Here is a 14,716-nt window from a genome sequence, read left to right on the forward strand (position 1 = left end):
TTTTAATTATTCAAAAGCTTATTAATTCTTTCCAAATTTTTTTCATGGTGTTGCAACCATTTGTCTGCACCATAATCACCATTTTCATAAGCGATCTGAGTTATTCTCTTTAATTGCATTACTTTCTCTCGGACAGATTGCAGTCTAATTCTATCTACTGAGTTAATGTCCGGTGTTTCATTATCACATTCAATAAGATGATTAATTTTTGTACAAGGCTTGATTAAATAGTTATGTACACAGTAACCAAATTCAGTTAAATGTATTGCACCTTGATTAAGGTTATCAAAATCAATTGTCAATTCATTTGTGGGTATTGACTCCCTTTGACAGTAATTACTCCTATTCAATTTAATAGCTTTGATTTTATCTAACATATCTTCTTCTGACACATGGTTATAAACTCTGTTCTGATTCGCATTGATACGACCAGACCATTTAGCTATATCCAGTTCAGACATTTCACCATAATGGGCTATTGTGTTTAAAAGGTGCCGTGGCTGGTGTGAGCGAATAAGTAGTGGTTTACCTTCATCATCATAATACCCATATCGAGAAAATATATTTTTATAATTCATCTCATAGCTTTTTTTTCTTTGTATGTCACTGAAAAAGAAACTTTTAGTAGGTTTGTAAAATGTGAAAATTGAAGTCATTCTTGATAAAGAAAATTGATCAGTATTGAGCAAGCATAAAGCATTACTAAATTTTATGGATTTTTCTTTATCATACCATGGAAAATCTCTGCTAAAATTAGAACTAATAATTTCCCACAAATTACTCAATGAATAGTTGTAATCATTGTGGTTTAAGAAACTTTTCCCACCATCCAAACTCGTTCTTTTAATTTTTAAAACACATGATTTATGATCAAATAAATTATACCCCAGTGCATGGCAAACTTGTACAACGGTCAATTTAGCTTTTTCATCAACTGTTGGGCAAAGCTCATGTCGGTAAAATTTATCCGGGTACTTTTCGCACCAGTGAGCAAGTGCTCTTGCATTTTGTGATAAGGAAAGTAATCTTCTAATCGCTTTCTTTGCAACTGGTATCATAACCCGTGGAATCCATTTGATATTAGGGCCATACCCTTTTACCGAATAAAATCTCAAACCATATCTTTCGATACCCTTGCCATCTATTTGTGTAATCTCACAATCAGCAGGTAAGGCTAAAATTTCAGAAATTCTGCTCGGACAACAAAGTAGAAGTGCAAATACTGAACTGGTGAACTTATCCCTTGGACTCAGTAACTCATCATTTTGAGAAAAAATTTCAGCAATAGCGAGCAATGCTTCTTCATCTGGTAACTTATCGCTTCGGTGATAATCCTCAATCTCAGGAAGATAATTGTTTTTGACTTTCTGTTTTACATGGTTTTTCCATGAGATATATCCTGACTTCACAAGATTATGTTCACACAGAAACTTTGATATTTTTTCAAGCTGTATTCCACATTTAGCCAAAACGTTACCTTCAAAATATTTACTCCCGATCTGCATTGCCTCATCGAAAACAACGGCTGTAACATTATAAATGAGACCAGTGTTCTGAACCTGCAAAAGGGCCTGTTCGAGACATCGCAAGGCCATCATAATAACCCCATAATTTTTCAATGGTTTCAATGTGTGTTGATATCTGATATATGCTTTCGCAAAATTGATATAATCTTCGTGCATTGCATCAATGGAATCAAAGATTTTATTTCCAATCCCTATTTTTCTAAATGTGACATATCCTTTCCAGGCATACTGCTCCCAATCCTGAGTTTGGGTTAGTCCGGACAGTTGATAGCGACAAAATTTTATGAACTCATTATAATTTTCTTCTACAAGAATATGTTTTTTTGATTTGAACAAAATAATATTATTCATAGTTGATTCACCTCACTGCGATCAATCGGAATAAAAAACATACATTGATTGCAAGGAAATCCTGAATTCTGACTCTGGCATCTACTTGAAGAAAAAAATTTGAAATGACTACTCTTTTTCGATTTGATTCCGTTCATAAAAATATCAGCGACAAATGACAATTGTTCTGAAACAGCGGAATCAATCCTTTCAACACTGTCAGCATGATTTTTAATATAAATCCCCGCACTTGAAGTAGATGAATGATCCAATAATTCAGCTATAGTATTAACATTATGCCCATTCTTAGCCAGCATAGTTGCTATTGTATAACGAAGCCTACGAGGAGTAATATTTAGTATCGAACCGGTACGGTTGGATATTACATTCCCATTATTAACAATACTTTTCAATGCTACATTAGCAATTGTAGGCTTCGCATATAATTTATTATATTCCAGAAGAATTGAACCTGTTATGGATAAATCTGAGAGTTTTTCCTCATTTAAGAAAATAGGAACTTCTCGTTTAGAATAATCATCAAGAGTTTTTCCAAGAGCTTGCTCAACAAGTTTCACTGATTGATTAGCTTGCAATTGAACAATTGATGCAACCTCTGATATTATTGCAAGTTCTCGGTATCGTAGTTCTTTACCCCGTTGTTTTACTCGTGGCACTGAAATTACATATTCTACTTTGCCATTATCTAAGTTCTTTTGAAGAAGGTCTTTATATTTCAACATAACTAACTGCTGAGGTCTTCTACCTGTAAGACTGATCAATAGTGATATTGCATAATGTGGCAGTGACAGTTCACCTTTTCTATATGCATGATTCATAGCCTTAATCAAAGAAGTATGTTCTTCTTTATTTAATGGTCCCTCTGTTGGATCATCTTGAAGCACAGACTGACCAGATTTTTTTATTTTTAGGTCCAAATGCTTTAACAGTTCTACCGCACTTTCATCTATTCCCGGATATCCTAACTCAAACCATTTAATCAAAAATGGTCGTAAAACGCGAAATGATGCTGGGGCTTTTGATAATTTATTATTTTGATATTCAATTAGAACCTTATCATCAATATGAGTAGGAGATAGTTTACGGATAAGACTCTCCATATTTCTAACAATATTTTTCACATACAAATAGCTGTTGCTATTAAAATAATATTGTACTGTATATACAAACCCACAAACCAAATTTTCGTTCATAGCATATATTAAGTTTGTAAGATTGATTCCGTTATTTTCAATCGAACTGACGATTTTATGTTCATGCAAAGACATTTTATCAGATTTATTTTTAATTAAATTATTCATCAAATTCTCCTTTGAATAGTTGCTCTTGTTGTTCAAGTGCAGTTTTTTTCGATAGCTCATAAATATGCCTGCGATTATAAATCATTGAAGTTTCTGAACCCGGTCGCCATCCCATGAGATAAGAACGGATTTGTTGCTCTTTTTCATCGGATATGTCCTGATTCCTGTCTATTGCTTTCGAAAACTCATAATTCCATGTATGTCTGAGTTTGTGACCTGTCAATCCCCCTAGAAGTGAGGAGGATTGACGAACAACACTCACCACTTTGTGATATGAAGAAAATGAAATAGGTTGCCCTTGAGTTTTTCCTTCCTTATAAGTAATAAACAGGAAATCATGTTTGTTAGAATTTTTTATCTTTCTTCGATCATTCAGAATATAATCTGAAATTTCAAACATGAGCTTTGTATCAGCAATTAATTTCCTCTCACAAGTTTTAACTAATGGTTGATACACTCGCGGATCTGTTTTATCATTTGCTCTTCTTCTTATTGCAATTGTCGATTCTGCAAAATCTATATCACCAATTCGCAGATTCAAAAGTTCACCTGCTCTTAGGCCAAAGCAGTGTAATAACAGGAATATTAGGTTGTTTCTTTTTTGCACTTTTCCTGAAAAAGGATTTAAGTTATTACCTGGTGCAAGAATGCTAAACAAAGAATCCAATTGTTCTTTATCTAAGCTTTTTTCTATATCCATATTATATTTGTCATTGTTTCTCGGTTTCTTTCGTTTTATGTTGTTAATGAAATCTAAAATATATTTTAGAGTATCCTTCTGTCCTCTATGAGAAAGATGTATTTTGCACAGCCATTCCAGATAGTTAGCTATGGTTGTAATCCGAAAGTTCTTAGTTGGTTTTTTGACATTTGAACTTCTAAAATTATCATCCTCGCCATCTCGGAAATTGAATGAAGTGAATTCAATCAAATCTTCAATTTCATGAGGAGCCAGAAATATTTTTTTCTGAATTCTTTCATCAATATTGATCTCTTTCCTCATAAAGAATCGATATAACAATGAAATGCTACCGGCAATAACCTTCATTGTTGATATAGACTCTGACCGATTCCTGACCTGTGTTGTTATATACAAGTTAGGATAATACAATGGTTCACCAGTATCTTTATTTACGATATGACAATACCTCTCACCATTTTCGAACATAAAAGAATCCACACAAATACTATACATATTTTCCTCCTAAACTTTACAAAAAGTATAATTCCAATATATTAATAATAAGCATTTCGTAGATTTACAAATTTATTTGAATCGATTAAGCCATTTAGTTAAATTAAAACAGTGAGATAGACGATTATTCCTGTCAAATTATCATCTGGTAGATCTAGTTATTATTATGTACACCTAATACCTCGAAAACTATCTCACTGCCTTGCTAATAAACGATCATAAAAATAATGTAAGTTATTCTGTAAAGTTTTAAGCAAAAATATGCAGCCAAACTTTACATTTTCATAAATATTTCTTAATCCAACAGATATAGAATTATCCGCTTCGCCAAGAGTTTCATTTCATCAGGGCATTTAATTAGCGAGAACCAGGTCTCGTAAACATATATCTGTTTGGAAGCATTAAGCTCAGAGATCGAGTCTAAAGGTTCTCTCAAATTTCCTACAAGGTACTGACTGAGCCAGTAAATTATTTCTTTATTAAACTCGTTATTGGGTAAGTCATAAATCACTTCTTGGTCAAAGATCTTGTAAAACCGATCTCCGCATAAATTGCACATATGGTTATCTTCACTCACAAATTCTTCGATATTCATAAAAATCTCTCCCAGGTTTAATTAAGCAACATTAATTCTGCTTGATTCGATAACTGATTGAATCCACTCGTCAACTTCACTCTCGACAAAAGCAACGGCACGAACACCGATCTTAACGGGGGCCGGAAACCGACCTTCACTGATCAGACGATAAATCCAGGCCTTGCCGAAACCAGTTCGTTTCAAGACTTCTGGTAAACGAATTAAGCTTTGATTGGTTGTATCGGTTGTATTCATTTGGCTACCTCCTCCGCTTCCGTTACGAAGATATTAGCCACACAGATTTGTATCTATGAAGGGAATGCTGATAACTGAAAAGTTAGATGAGGGAAGAATGAAAGGAAATTCCAGGGAAGAAAAATATTTATGCCCTCCCCTTGACAATTAACATGATGATTTACAACTAGAAAGAGCCTAGTTCCGAAATCGGTATGTTGAGGAGATGGCTGTTTTTGCTGATAAAATGTTCCAGACTACGGGTTGTTTCTCCACTCAATGACTTCTCTGCAACAGGCCTGTCTGTATCTTTAATGTGATCTTCTCCTCTGATCTCACTTGTAAAGTCGGGATACAAGACACGAGACAAGACCATATTTGAGATTTTTACTTTTTTAAATTTTGCCCAAATCAATAGATCCATCATTGGGATAATATTGTAATCGACAAATTTTCTTATTTTTGCAAGTCCAATTTTTTCTGTTTTGACTGGCTCAATTTCATATTCTTTCCTAAGATCTGGTAACATCGTTTGTAAGGCTGTTATAATTTCTTCATCGCTGGATAAGCCTAAATCAAAGGAAACATACATCTTGCTACTATTTTGGTTTAGAAAAAAGTCTCTCATAGTTTTTGTTATTGGTTTCTTTTTCAACTCTTTTTTGAAATCACCATTTTCCTCAAAAAAATCCATGCTAAACATTATTAACTTGTTCTCTAATTTTTTTATATCACCAAAGCTAACCTGCGCAACATGCCTTTGCCCCTTGCCAAAATGACCATGATTATTATCTCGTCTGCTTAAAATAGGATTGCCTTCCAGGATAGACCTTAAATTTTGATTATCATCTTCCCATCCAAAATTTACACTGTCGAAAATCGCTTCTCTAAATGCAAGCTCAGTATGCAGTTCTTTGATTGTAAGTGATTTTAACTGCTCATAGTTTTCGAGACTAAACCAGCTTTTTAATTCTTCATAAGGGCTTACTACTTTCATTAATCCTCCACTGTATTCAAAGCTTAAATGAGTTAACACTGCTTATTTGAATTAATTCTCCCTTAACAAGATCGATAAGGGAGATCGATTGATAATCTACTTATTCATAGTTAAATCTTTTTAAAATCAAATGGTGAAACTTGTCGTATTCTAAGGAGGTCAAGGTAATCGGCCCACCACTGCAACATAAGCTTTCTCTCATCAAGGTGCTCTGCTTTATGTATGTAGGCAGCACGAACTGAGTTCCGCTCCTGATGGCTCATTTGCCGTTCAACAGCATCTTTCGACCACAAACCGGATTCAATTAAAGCACTACAAGCCATAGCTCTGAATCCATGTCCACAGACCTCCACGGTTGTGTCATAGCCCATAGACCTCAAAGCCTTGTTTACCGTATTTTCACTCATGGGCTTTCTGAAATCATGGTCGCCAATGAACACGAGTTCATGGTCACCGCTGATCTCTTTAATTTCCATCAACACAGACAATGCCTGACAACTCAAAGGAACAAGGTGTGGAGTTCGCATTTTCGAACCACGATGCGAATGTTTCACTCCGGGTAATGGCTCTCGCTCTGCAGGAATAGTCCACATGGCATTGTCGAAATCTATCTCTGACCAACGAGCAAACCTGAGTTCACTCGAACGAATGAAAATGAGCAATGTAAGCTTTACGGCTAACTTCGTGAGCTTTCTACCTTTGAATATTTCAATTCGCTCCAGGAGTTCAGAGAAGCGATCAAACGGTAATGCCGGTCGGTGGGTTCTTTTTGCTACCGCAATAGCTCCTGCCATCTCCTGAGCAGGGTTGTAATCTATCAGCCCGTTCTGGACAGCATATCGCATCACTGCCGTTGTTCTTTGCTGTAGGCGGGAAGCAACTTCCAGTCGCCCAGAAGCTTCAACAGCCTTGATAGGGGCAAGAAGATCTCTGGTACTAAGCTCGGATATTTTTCTTTTACCAATAGCAGTAAAGAGACCATCTTCCATGCTTTTTAGAACTCTTTCGCTATGGGAATCTGACCATTTCCTTTTACAAGCCTTATGCCAGTCTCTGGCAACAGATTCAAAAGTAAGAGCTTCGCTCTGCTCGATCTTGTCGGCTTTTTTCTTCTCAGAAGGATCAATACCAACAGATACCAACTTTTTGGCCTCATCTCGTTTCCTGCGAGCTTCACCAAGAGAGACCATTGGATAAACACCCAATGCTAAAACTTTCTGTTTGCCATCGAAACGGTATTGAAGTCGCCAGTATTTTGAACCATTGGGGTTGATCAGCAGGTGCATACCCTGCCCATCTGTGAGTTTGAAAGGTTTGTCGGAGGGCTTGGTAGTCCTAACTTTGATATCGGTGAGAGCCATCAGTTGATACCTCCAGTGTTGGTACCAAAATCAATCGAACCGGGAATACCATCAGTTATACCATCATCGGTTGGTATATGTTCAAGGAATTGAGTAGACGTGAACAGACTAAGCCAAGTCAGAAATTCGCTTAACTTACTGTTTTTATGGACTAAAGTAGACGTTAGTAGACTTAAAAAAAGCTTTGTATGGTGCCGAAGGCCGGACTCGAACCGGCACGTATTTCTACGGTTGATTTTGAATCAACTGCGTCTACCGATTTCGCCACTTCGGCACTGAAGGGGATGCGGAAACGTTGTGGATTATACCTGTCGCGCGCCGCCATGCAAGCGACGACGCGCGAAACCCGCGCTAAGTGCCCAAAAAACCAGCGTCCTTCGTCAGTCCAGCTCAGACACCGCCAGCCGAATCACCCTCGCCGCCTTCTGCTCCGGCAGCGCCAGCACCTTTGCCCACATCTCCTGCACCATATCGCAGGAGAGCTTCTCTTTGCCCGCCGCCTTCTCCGGCATCTGCAGCAGCTGGATGTCCTCGCCGTACTTATCGGCAAGTGCCTTCATAATGGGTCGCACATCCTCGACAGCCGCCTCGCGTTCGGCCGGGGTCACGGTGTGGCGGTTTTTGCCGTAAGCCGCGCGCATCATGTCGGCATCGGCCTGCATGCGCCGCGTCATCAGGTCTTTATCCAGCATGCGCATCGGGTTCACGCCGCCCTTCACCATCGGGTAGAGGAAGCGGAAGCAGGCGTCGTCGCTCACCTTCTGGATGGCGGCGGTCTGCTCCATGTTGATGGTCATGTAGTTCACCACGTTGGCGTCCGGGGCGTTTTGCAGGCGCGACATCTGTAGATGCAGGATCTGCGGCTGGATGGTGTCGATAATCTGCTGCTCCGGCTCGCCCGCTTTTTGCAGAGCGGCCATCTGGTCGAGGATGCGCTGATGCAGCGCGGGCTCCTGCTCCTTAATCACCTGCCAGGCGGGCATCGCGTTGAGGGTGGTATCAATCTGGTGTTCGGGGGCGCGCTGCTTATCGAAGAATACCCAGAACGCCACGGCGGCGGCCGCGACGACGACAATCACAATACGGGTCCACGTTTTATTCATCTCGCATCCTTATCCTTTCGCTATGCCGGTTTACACCGGCACGCCGCTGTGGAAGCGAAACTCGTTGTCCGGTGTCGAGATAAGTGTGGCTTCAATTTCGCCAAAAAGCTGTATGCGCGGTGAGATATCGTCGTCGCTCACCTGCTGGGCCAGCGTCAGGTAGTCCTGATAGTGGCGCGCTTCCGAGCGCAGCAGCGAGAGATAAAACTTCTGCAGGTCGTCGTCGAGGAACGGAGCCAGCGCGGCGAAGCGTTCGCAGGAGCGCGCTTCGATGTAGGCGCCGCAGATTAGCTTGTCGATCAGCGTCAGCGGTTCGTGAGTGCGCACTTCCTTCAGCATCCCTTTGGCGTAGCGGCTGGCGGTGATTTTGACGTACGGAATGTCGCGGGCCAGCATCGCCTCGCGCACCTGCCAGAAGTGGTGCAGCTCCTCTTTAATCAGCAGCACCATGCTGTCGATGAGCGCCTGGCCCCACGGGTCGTCGGTTTTGGGCATCACGCTTTTGCCAATCTGCTTTTGCAGGGCAATGAAGTCCGGCTCCGGGCCGTCGCGGAAGGTGAACTGTTCGTAGGGTTTGAGCCAGTCGAGCGGCGCGTCGGCACCGCTTTCGTCGGCGACGTATTTACGCACCAGCAGCAGCGCGGTCTGGGCGGCCTTGAGCTCGCACACCATGTGATCGGTGAGCAGCAGCGGCAGGTTTGCCGGGTCGCGGGCTTTATCAATCCATGCTTGCGGGGTCGGGCACTGGAGGAAGTTGAGTACGGGGGCGAGTATCTGCGGGTAATCCATGGTTCTGCCTTGAAAAAAGCGGTGGCGCGCGCCACCGCCTGGAACGCTTAGTGACGCACGCCGTCATCGTCTTCGTCAATGTAATCTTCGTCGTCACCTTCTTCGCCGTCTTCACCGTTCGGATCTTCGAAGTAGGTTCCCCAGCCGTCGTACTCCACGTCAAACTTCTCGGCCAGGTTCATCAGCTGTTCTACCTGCGCGTCGATCAGCTCCGCCTTCAGCGCGCCTTCACTCAGGATGTCGCAGCAGATGACGGTGTCGCCCTCTTCCACTTCCAGCTCTTCCGGCTCGGTCACTTCGTAACCCAGCTTGAAGGCTTCCACGGCCATTTTTTCCAGCGCGTCGAAATCATCCGCAGAGAAATGGTGCTCGATGGTGTACAGCGCGTCCGGATCGCTACCGTCTTCCAGCAGCTCTTCAATAATCAGACGCGTCTCTTCGCGTTGCTCTTCCAGTAATTCCGGGTTTGCCATGGCTCAATCCTCTTTAAAGTGCGGCAGATACTTCTATTTTCACACACGGACGGGTTTGCCTCCACCTTTGTTGGAAAGATTTGTGAAACGGGGTTGCAAATGAATAATTACACATATAAAGTGAATTTTAATTCAATAAGTGGCGTTCGCCATGTGAGGATAAAATGTCTGATCTGTACAAGAAACACTTTCTGAAATTGCTCGACTTTACCCCTGCACAGTTCACTTCTCTGCTGACCCTTGCCGCACAGCTCAAAGCCGATAAGAAAAAGGGCAAGGAAGTACAGAAGCTTACCGGTAAAAACATCGCGCTCATCTTCGAAAAAGACTCAACTCGTACACGATGCTCTTTCGAAGTTGCCGCATTTGACCAGGGCGCGCGCGTCACGTATTTGGGGCCGAGCGGCAGCCAGATTGGGCATAAAGAATCAATTAAGGACACCGCGCGCGTGCTCGGGCGGATGTACGACGGCATTCAGTATCGCGGCCACGGCCAGGAAGTCGTCGAAACGCTGGCGCAGTATGCGGGCGTGCCGGTGTGGAACGGGCTGACCAATGAGTTCCACCCGACCCAGCTGCTGGCGGACCTGCTGACCATGCAGGAGCACCTGCCGGGCAAGGCGTTTAACGAGATGACGCTGGTTTACGCGGGCGACGCTCGCAACAATATGGGCAACTCGATGCTGGAAGCGGCGGCGCTGACCGGGCTGGATCTGCGCCTGGTGGCCCCGAAGGCCTGCTGGCCGGAAGAGAGCCTGGTGGCGGAGTGCAGCGCACTGGCGGAGAAGCACGGCGGGAAAATCACCCTGACGGAAGACGTGGCGGCAGGCGTGAAGGGGGCGGACTTTATCTATACCGACGTGTGGGTGTCGATGGGCGAAGCCAAAGAGAAGTGGGCAGAGCGGATTGCGCTGCTGCGCGGGTATCAGGTGAACGCGCAGATGATGGCGCTGACCGGGAATCCGGACGTGAAGTTCCTGCACTGTCTGCCGGCGTTCCATGACGACCAGACCACGCTCGGCAAGCAGATGGCGAAGGAGTTCGACCTGCACGGCGGGATGGAAGTGACGGACGAGGTGTTTGAGTCGGCGGCGAGCATCGTGTTCGACCAGGCGGAAAACCGGATGCATACGATTAAGGCGGTGATGGTGGCGACGCTTGGGGAGTGATTGGCTCCTCTGCGCGTTGGTGCCCTCTCCCACGGGGAGAGGGAGAAAACACTAAAAACGACAACAGCGTTATCGTCAGGCAGAAAAATTCATTTTACTGACGCTTTCTCAGATACGCATTAACCATAATAGGTATTTATCTTTTTATTAACCATTATTTACTGAGTAGATAATGGTTAATATCAGGTCATTATCAATTACAAAACACCGTATATTATCGGCGTAATATTTCCTTATTGCTGCATTTCGTTAATAAGGATTAATTATGTCATGGAATAAGCATGAAGCTGTGTCATACGCCCGTAGCCACGCACATCATAAAAGTACCGGTTACTGCGCCCGTGCCGTTGCTGCAGCTATCCGCTCCGCGCCGGAGGACTGAAGATTGATGGTGCTGATGCAAAAAACTTCTGGCGCTCTCTTGAGAAGGCAGGATTCAGTAAGATGTACGGCACCCCTATTGAGGGTGATGTTGCAGTCATTGACGCATTACCTGGTGCGCATCAGAACGGGCATGCATGTATCTACGACGGATCGGGTACCTGGTATTCAGACTTTAAACAGAACAGCCTTTATCCCGGTCAGACATATCGAAAGATACAGCCCAAAATCACCCTTTACAGGCACTACTGATATGAAAAATATCTTACTGCTTCTCTTCATATTTTCTTTGTCTGCAATGGCTGGCCATTCTGACCCGATTGAGCGTGCTGTAAAATTTAACAGCTGGTACGTTAATCAAATCAACAAAGATGCATTTCCCATCACTGATGGAAACGAAATAGATAAATATGTCACAGCATCAACAATGAAAAAACTCCGTCATGCGCAGGATCCTCGCTATGCAGACGAAGAGTTTTACGAGGCCGATATCTTTTTAAAAGCGCAATACGTCGGCGATGACTGGCCGCAGAATGTAACAGCCATAGCCGGGGATACCGATCCAGTCTGTGTCAACGTATACATTGCATTCGGTAAAAAGCAGGACCACATAGTCATAGACTGCATGGTGAAAGAAGACAACTTATGGAAGGTACAGTCAGTTTCTGCTGTTGAATTTTCAAGAAACCTGACTATATCGAACTGAGCCAAACGACGTACCTGCAATGTTATAGATACTGCGCGCTCTTTTTGCCGGGTGGCGCTGCGCTTACCCGGCCTACAAAACCCGTAGGCCCGTGCAAGCGAAGCGCCGCCGGGCAAATCAGGCCTGCTCAATTGATTTTTCACCCCGAAAAAGGTACGTTTTCGCCTTAATTCCAGCGTGGACATGCCAGCATTATGCCGATTATTCAGTCTGTTGAACGTGCGTTGCAGATCCTCGACCTGTTCAACGAGCAGGCCACCGAGCTTAAGATCACCGACATCAGCAAACTGATGGGGCTGAGCAAGAGTACCCTCCACTCGCTGCTGAAAACCCTGCAGCTTCACGGCTATATCGATCAGAACCCGGAGAACGGCAAATATCGCCTCGGCATGAAGCTGGTCGAGCGCGGCCATTTTGTCGTGGGCTCCATCGATATTCGTCAGAAGGCGAAAGGCTGGCTGACGGAGCTGTCCCGGCGGACCGGGCAGACTACCCATCTGGGGATCCTGGACGGGCGTGAAGGGGTTTATATCGAGAAGATTGAAGGCAAGCTGGCGGCCATCGCCTATTCACGCATCGGCCGCCGCCTGCCGGTTCACGCCACCGCCATCGGCAAGGTGTTGATTGCCTGGCTGGGCGAGGCCGAGCTGAACGCCCTGCTGGAGGGCTATCAGTACACCACCTTTACGCCCGCTACCCTTGCCTCCCGCGAAGCGTTAATGACCGCCCTGGCGCAGACCCGCGAGCAGGGCTATGCCCTGGATAGCGAAGAGAACGAGCAGGGCGTGCGCTGCGTGGCGGTGCCGGTGTGGAACCATGAATCCCGCGTCATCGCCGCCCTGAGCCTGTCGACGCTGACCTCCCGCGTGGACGATGCAGAGCTTGCTAATTTCCGCGAGCAGCTTCAGCAGGCCGGGCTCGAGCTCTCACGCGCGCTGGGCTATACCGGCTCGTAGGTGAAGTAGTCGAAGTCAGCGTGGCAGCCGTCGCCGCTGATGTCCTCGCAGTGCAGCCCCACAAACGCGCCGGTAAAGAAGCCGCGCCCGCCGATGTAGTCATCCGACAGCTTCCACGCCTCATACGTTACCGGCACGGCGTGCCACGTCTCGCCGTCAAACGAGTAGCTGTAGCGGTAGACCAGCGTATCCACGTCCACCCGCAGCCAGACGCTCTCCGTACTCTCCGGCACCGGAATCGGCTGCTCATGCAGCGGCCATGACGGCACGTTGTGGTCGAGCTGGATCACCTTGATGGTTCTCCCCTGCCCCTCCTCGTAGTCCACAAAGCAGTAGCTCCAGTTTTTGCTGTTGTAGTAGCAGGTCAGCCCCGCGCTTTGCTGGAAGTGAACCGGCGAGAACTGCATCCGCGTCTCGGCCCGGAAGGTGAAGTGCTGCCAGCGGCGCGCCACGGTCGACTGGGTAAGGGTCGAGTTGAGCGAGTCGTTGCCGTAGAGCCGTAAGTAGCCTGGGCGCGCGGTGAGCGAGCCGAGGGTGTCGTCGAACGGAATGCGCAGGGTCTGAAGTTCCGGGTCGAGCGAACTGGCGTCGAAATCGTCCCGCCAGCTGCTCTGAACGGCTGCGGGCTGCTCGGGAATCTGCGGGCCTTTCACGGTCAGCTGCGCGTGCTTGCCGCCTTCCACGTACGGCCAGCCGTCGCGCCACTCAATGCGGGCGATGCCGGTCTCACGGCCCAGCGGGCAGTAGCCGCGTCCGCCGGAGGCCAGCAGCGGCACGCCGGGCAGGCGCAGCGGGCGGCTGGTGAGGTAGGCCATATACCACTCCCCGGTGTGGGTCTGCAGCAGCGAGCCGTGGCCGCTCTTTTGTAGCGGGTTCTCCGGCAGGTGCCAGCTGGTCATCATCGTCACGTCCGGGTGCAACTCGTACGGCCCGTCGATGTTTTTTGAACGCAGCACCACGACGGCGTGCTCGTAGCTGGTGCCGCCTTCGGCCACCATCAGGTAGTACCATCCCGCGTGGCGATACAGATGCGCCCCTTCGGTGTAGCAGAGCGGCGTGCCGGTAAACAGGGTTTTGCGCTCGGGCGAGAGCGTGCCGGTCTGCGGATCGAACGCCTGCATCACGATGGTGTTGTGCGGGTTGCTGTGGTGGCGCGGCCCCCACGGGCGGTAGAGGTAATATTTGCGGCCATCGTCGTCGTGGAACAGGGACGGGTCGAACCCACCGTTGCCCATCGGGATCGGCTCGCTCCACGGGCCCTCAATGGACGGCGCGGTGACGAGAAAGTTGCGGCCGTTTTTCCACGGCGAATCGACAATTTTCACGTCGGTGTAGAGCAGCCAGAATTTGCCGTCGGCGTAGCTCAGACACGGCGCCCAGATGCCGCCGGAGTCCGGGTTGCCCTTCATGTCCAGCATCGACACGCGGTCCAGCGGGGTGCTGACCAGCGACCAGTTTTTCAGGTCGCGGGAGTGGTAGATGCGCACGCCGGGGAACCACTCGAAGGTCGAGGTGGCGATGTAGTAGTCCTCACCCTGACGGCACAGGGACGGATCCGGGTTGAAGCCGGTCAGAATAGGGTTAGTGATTTGCATAG

The 14,716-nt window shown here is 46.1% G+C and carries 15 protein-coding genes and 1 tRNA gene; 4 read left to right on the top strand and 12 right to left on the bottom strand.

From position 1 onward, the window contains the following. Positions 1-2 precede the first annotated feature (2 nt). From CWR52_RS09555 to rraB, 11 genes are all read right to left on the bottom strand, one after another. Entirely contained in the window at positions 3-1,877 is a 1,875-nt protein-coding gene (locus CWR52_RS09555) for a DNA-binding protein (RefSeq protein ID WP_040251990.1), read from the bottom strand. Further along, the gene (locus tag CWR52_RS09560) at positions 1,874-3,178 is read right to left on the bottom strand and encodes a tyrosine-type recombinase/integrase (RefSeq protein WP_072040436.1); all 1,305 of its coding nucleotides are present in this window, start codon (positions 3,176-3,178) and stop codon (positions 1,874-1,876) included. The genes CWR52_RS09555 and CWR52_RS09560 overlap by 4 nt, the downstream gene beginning before the upstream one ends. Beyond that, positions 3,171-4,373 (bottom strand): tyrosine-type recombinase/integrase, encoded by a 1,203-nt coding sequence (locus CWR52_RS09565; protein WP_104949512.1) that lies wholly within the window; start codon positions 4,371-4,373, stop codon positions 3,171-3,173. Before CWR52_RS09565 ends, CWR52_RS09560 begins: the two co-directional genes overlap by 8 nt. Before the next feature lie 295 nt (positions 4,374-4,668). Continuing rightward, positions 4,669-4,968: a hypothetical protein gene (locus CWR52_RS23425; protein ID WP_024170864.1), complete on the bottom strand. Its 300-nt coding sequence runs from the start codon at positions 4,966-4,968 to the stop codon at positions 4,669-4,671. A 21-nt stretch (positions 4,969-4,989) separates the two neighbouring features. Continuing rightward, positions 4,990-5,205, bottom strand: a complete 216-nt coding sequence (locus CWR52_RS09575; protein WP_040252000.1) for a helix-turn-helix transcriptional regulator — start codon at positions 5,203-5,205, stop codon at positions 4,990-4,992. A gap of 166 nt (positions 5,206-5,371) precedes the next feature. Next, the gene (locus CWR52_RS09580; RefSeq protein WP_104949513.1) at positions 5,372-6,181 is read right to left on the bottom strand and encodes a DUF6387 family protein; all 810 of its coding nucleotides are present in this window, start codon (positions 6,179-6,181) and stop codon (positions 5,372-5,374) included. 110 nt (positions 6,182-6,291) lie between these two features. Next, positions 6,292-7,542: a tyrosine-type recombinase/integrase gene (locus tag CWR52_RS09585; RefSeq protein ID WP_040252005.1), complete on the bottom strand. Its 1,251-nt coding sequence runs from the start codon at positions 7,540-7,542 to the stop codon at positions 6,292-6,294. A 189-nt stretch (positions 7,543-7,731) separates the two neighbouring features. Further along, positions 7,732-7,816, bottom strand: a tRNA-Leu gene (locus CWR52_RS09590). A 106-nt stretch (positions 7,817-7,922) separates the two neighbouring features. Further along, a complete protein-coding gene (locus CWR52_RS09595; RefSeq protein ID WP_045350682.1) occupies positions 7,923-8,645 on the bottom strand; it encodes a hypothetical protein in 723 nt (240 codons plus the stop codon). Between the two features lie 30 nt (positions 8,646-8,675). After that, complete coding sequence (gene miaE, locus CWR52_RS09600) at positions 8,676-9,434, bottom strand: tRNA isopentenyl-2-thiomethyl-A-37 hydroxylase MiaE (RefSeq protein WP_104949514.1); 759 nt, start codon at positions 9,432-9,434, stop codon at positions 8,676-8,678. 47 nt (positions 9,435-9,481) lie between these two features. Next, positions 9,482-9,907, bottom strand: coding sequence for a ribonuclease E inhibitor RraB (gene rraB / locus CWR52_RS09605; RefSeq protein ID WP_023324077.1), 426 nt, complete (start codon positions 9,905-9,907; stop codon positions 9,482-9,484). Positions 9,908-10,006: 99 nt separating this feature from the next. On the opposite strand from rraB, the gene argL reads away from it, so the two are divergent. The 4 genes from argL to xynR all read left to right on the top strand — a co-directional run bounded on the left by argL (position 10,007) and on the right by xynR (position 13,119). Beyond that, positions 10,007-10,102, top strand: a complete 96-nt coding sequence (gene argL / locus CWR52_RS23330) for a putative translational regulatory protein ArgL (protein ID WP_213014347.1) — start codon at positions 10,007-10,009, stop codon at positions 10,100-10,102. After that, a complete protein-coding gene (gene argF, locus CWR52_RS09610) occupies positions 10,072-11,076 on the top strand; it encodes an ornithine carbamoyltransferase (protein ID WP_032675854.1) in 1,005 nt (334 codons plus the stop codon). The genes argL and argF overlap by 31 nt, the downstream gene beginning before the upstream one ends. A 388-nt stretch (positions 11,077-11,464) precedes the next feature. Continuing rightward, positions 11,465-12,163, top strand: coding sequence for a hypothetical protein (locus CWR52_RS23560; RefSeq protein WP_348982983.1), 699 nt, complete (start codon positions 11,465-11,467; stop codon positions 12,161-12,163). A gap of 194 nt (positions 12,164-12,357) precedes the next feature. Further along, positions 12,358-13,119, top strand: a complete 762-nt coding sequence (gene xynR, locus CWR52_RS09625) for a DNA-binding transcriptional repressor XynR (RefSeq protein WP_104949516.1) — start codon at positions 12,358-12,360, stop codon at positions 13,117-13,119. On the opposite strand, the gene CWR52_RS09630 is transcribed toward xynR, so the two are convergent. Continuing rightward, entirely contained in the window at positions 13,104-14,714 is a 1,611-nt protein-coding gene (locus CWR52_RS09630; RefSeq protein WP_104949517.1) for a glycoside hydrolase family 43 protein, read from the bottom strand. The genes xynR and CWR52_RS09630 overlap by 16 nt on opposite strands. Positions 14,715-14,716: the final 2 nt, after the last annotated feature.

Source organism: Enterobacter sp. SGAir0187, from assembly GCF_002952735.2.
In the GTDB taxonomy this organism is placed as follows: domain Bacteria; phylum Pseudomonadota; class Gammaproteobacteria; order Enterobacterales; family Enterobacteriaceae; genus Enterobacter; species Enterobacter quasiroggenkampii.

Coding starts and splice junctions, on each gene's coding strand:
- CWR52_RS09555 (WP_040251990.1), bottom strand. CDS start 1,877: ATGAATAATATTATTTTGTTCAAATCAAAAAAACATATTCTTGTAGAA.
- CWR52_RS09560 (WP_072040436.1), bottom strand. CDS start 3,178: ATGAATAATTTAATTAAAAATAAATCTGATAAAATGTCTTTGCATGAA.
- CWR52_RS09565 (WP_104949512.1), bottom strand. CDS start 4,373: ATGTATAGTATTTGTGTGGATTCTTTTATGTTCGAAAATGGTGAGAGG.
- CWR52_RS23425 (WP_024170864.1), bottom strand. CDS start 4,968: ATGAATATCGAAGAATTTGTGAGTGAAGATAACCATATGTGCAATTTA.
- CWR52_RS09575 (WP_040252000.1), bottom strand. CDS start 5,205: ATGAATACAACCGATACAACCAATCAAAGCTTAATTCGTTTACCAGAA.
- CWR52_RS09580 (WP_104949513.1), bottom strand. CDS start 6,181: ATGAAAGTAGTAAGCCCTTATGAAGAATTAAAAAGCTGGTTTAGTCTC.
- CWR52_RS09585 (WP_040252005.1), bottom strand. CDS start 7,542: ATGGCTCTCACCGATATCAAAGTTAGGACTACCAAGCCCTCCGACAAA.
- CWR52_RS09595 (WP_045350682.1), bottom strand. CDS start 8,645: ATGAATAAAACGTGGACCCGTATTGTGATTGTCGTCGTCGCGGCCGCC.
- miaE (WP_104949514.1), bottom strand. CDS start 9,434: ATGGATTACCCGCAGATACTCGCCCCCGTACTCAACTTCCTCCAGTGC.
- rraB (WP_023324077.1), bottom strand. CDS start 9,907: ATGGCAAACCCGGAATTACTGGAAGAGCAACGCGAAGAGACGCGTCTG.
- argL (WP_213014347.1), top strand. CDS start 10,007: ATGAATAATTACACATATAAAGTGAATTTTAATTCAATAAGTGGCGTT.
- argF (WP_032675854.1), top strand. CDS start 10,072: ATGTCTGATCTGTACAAGAAACACTTTCTGAAATTGCTCGACTTTACC.
- CWR52_RS23560 (WP_348982983.1), top strand. CDS start 11,465: ATGGTGCTGATGCAAAAAACTTCTGGCGCTCTCTTGAGAAGGCAGGAT.
- xynR (WP_104949516.1), top strand. CDS start 12,358: ATGCCGATTATTCAGTCTGTTGAACGTGCGTTGCAGATCCTCGACCTG.
- CWR52_RS09630 (WP_104949517.1), bottom strand. CDS start 14,714: ATGCAAATCACTAACCCTATTCTGACCGGCTTCAACCCGGATCCGTCC.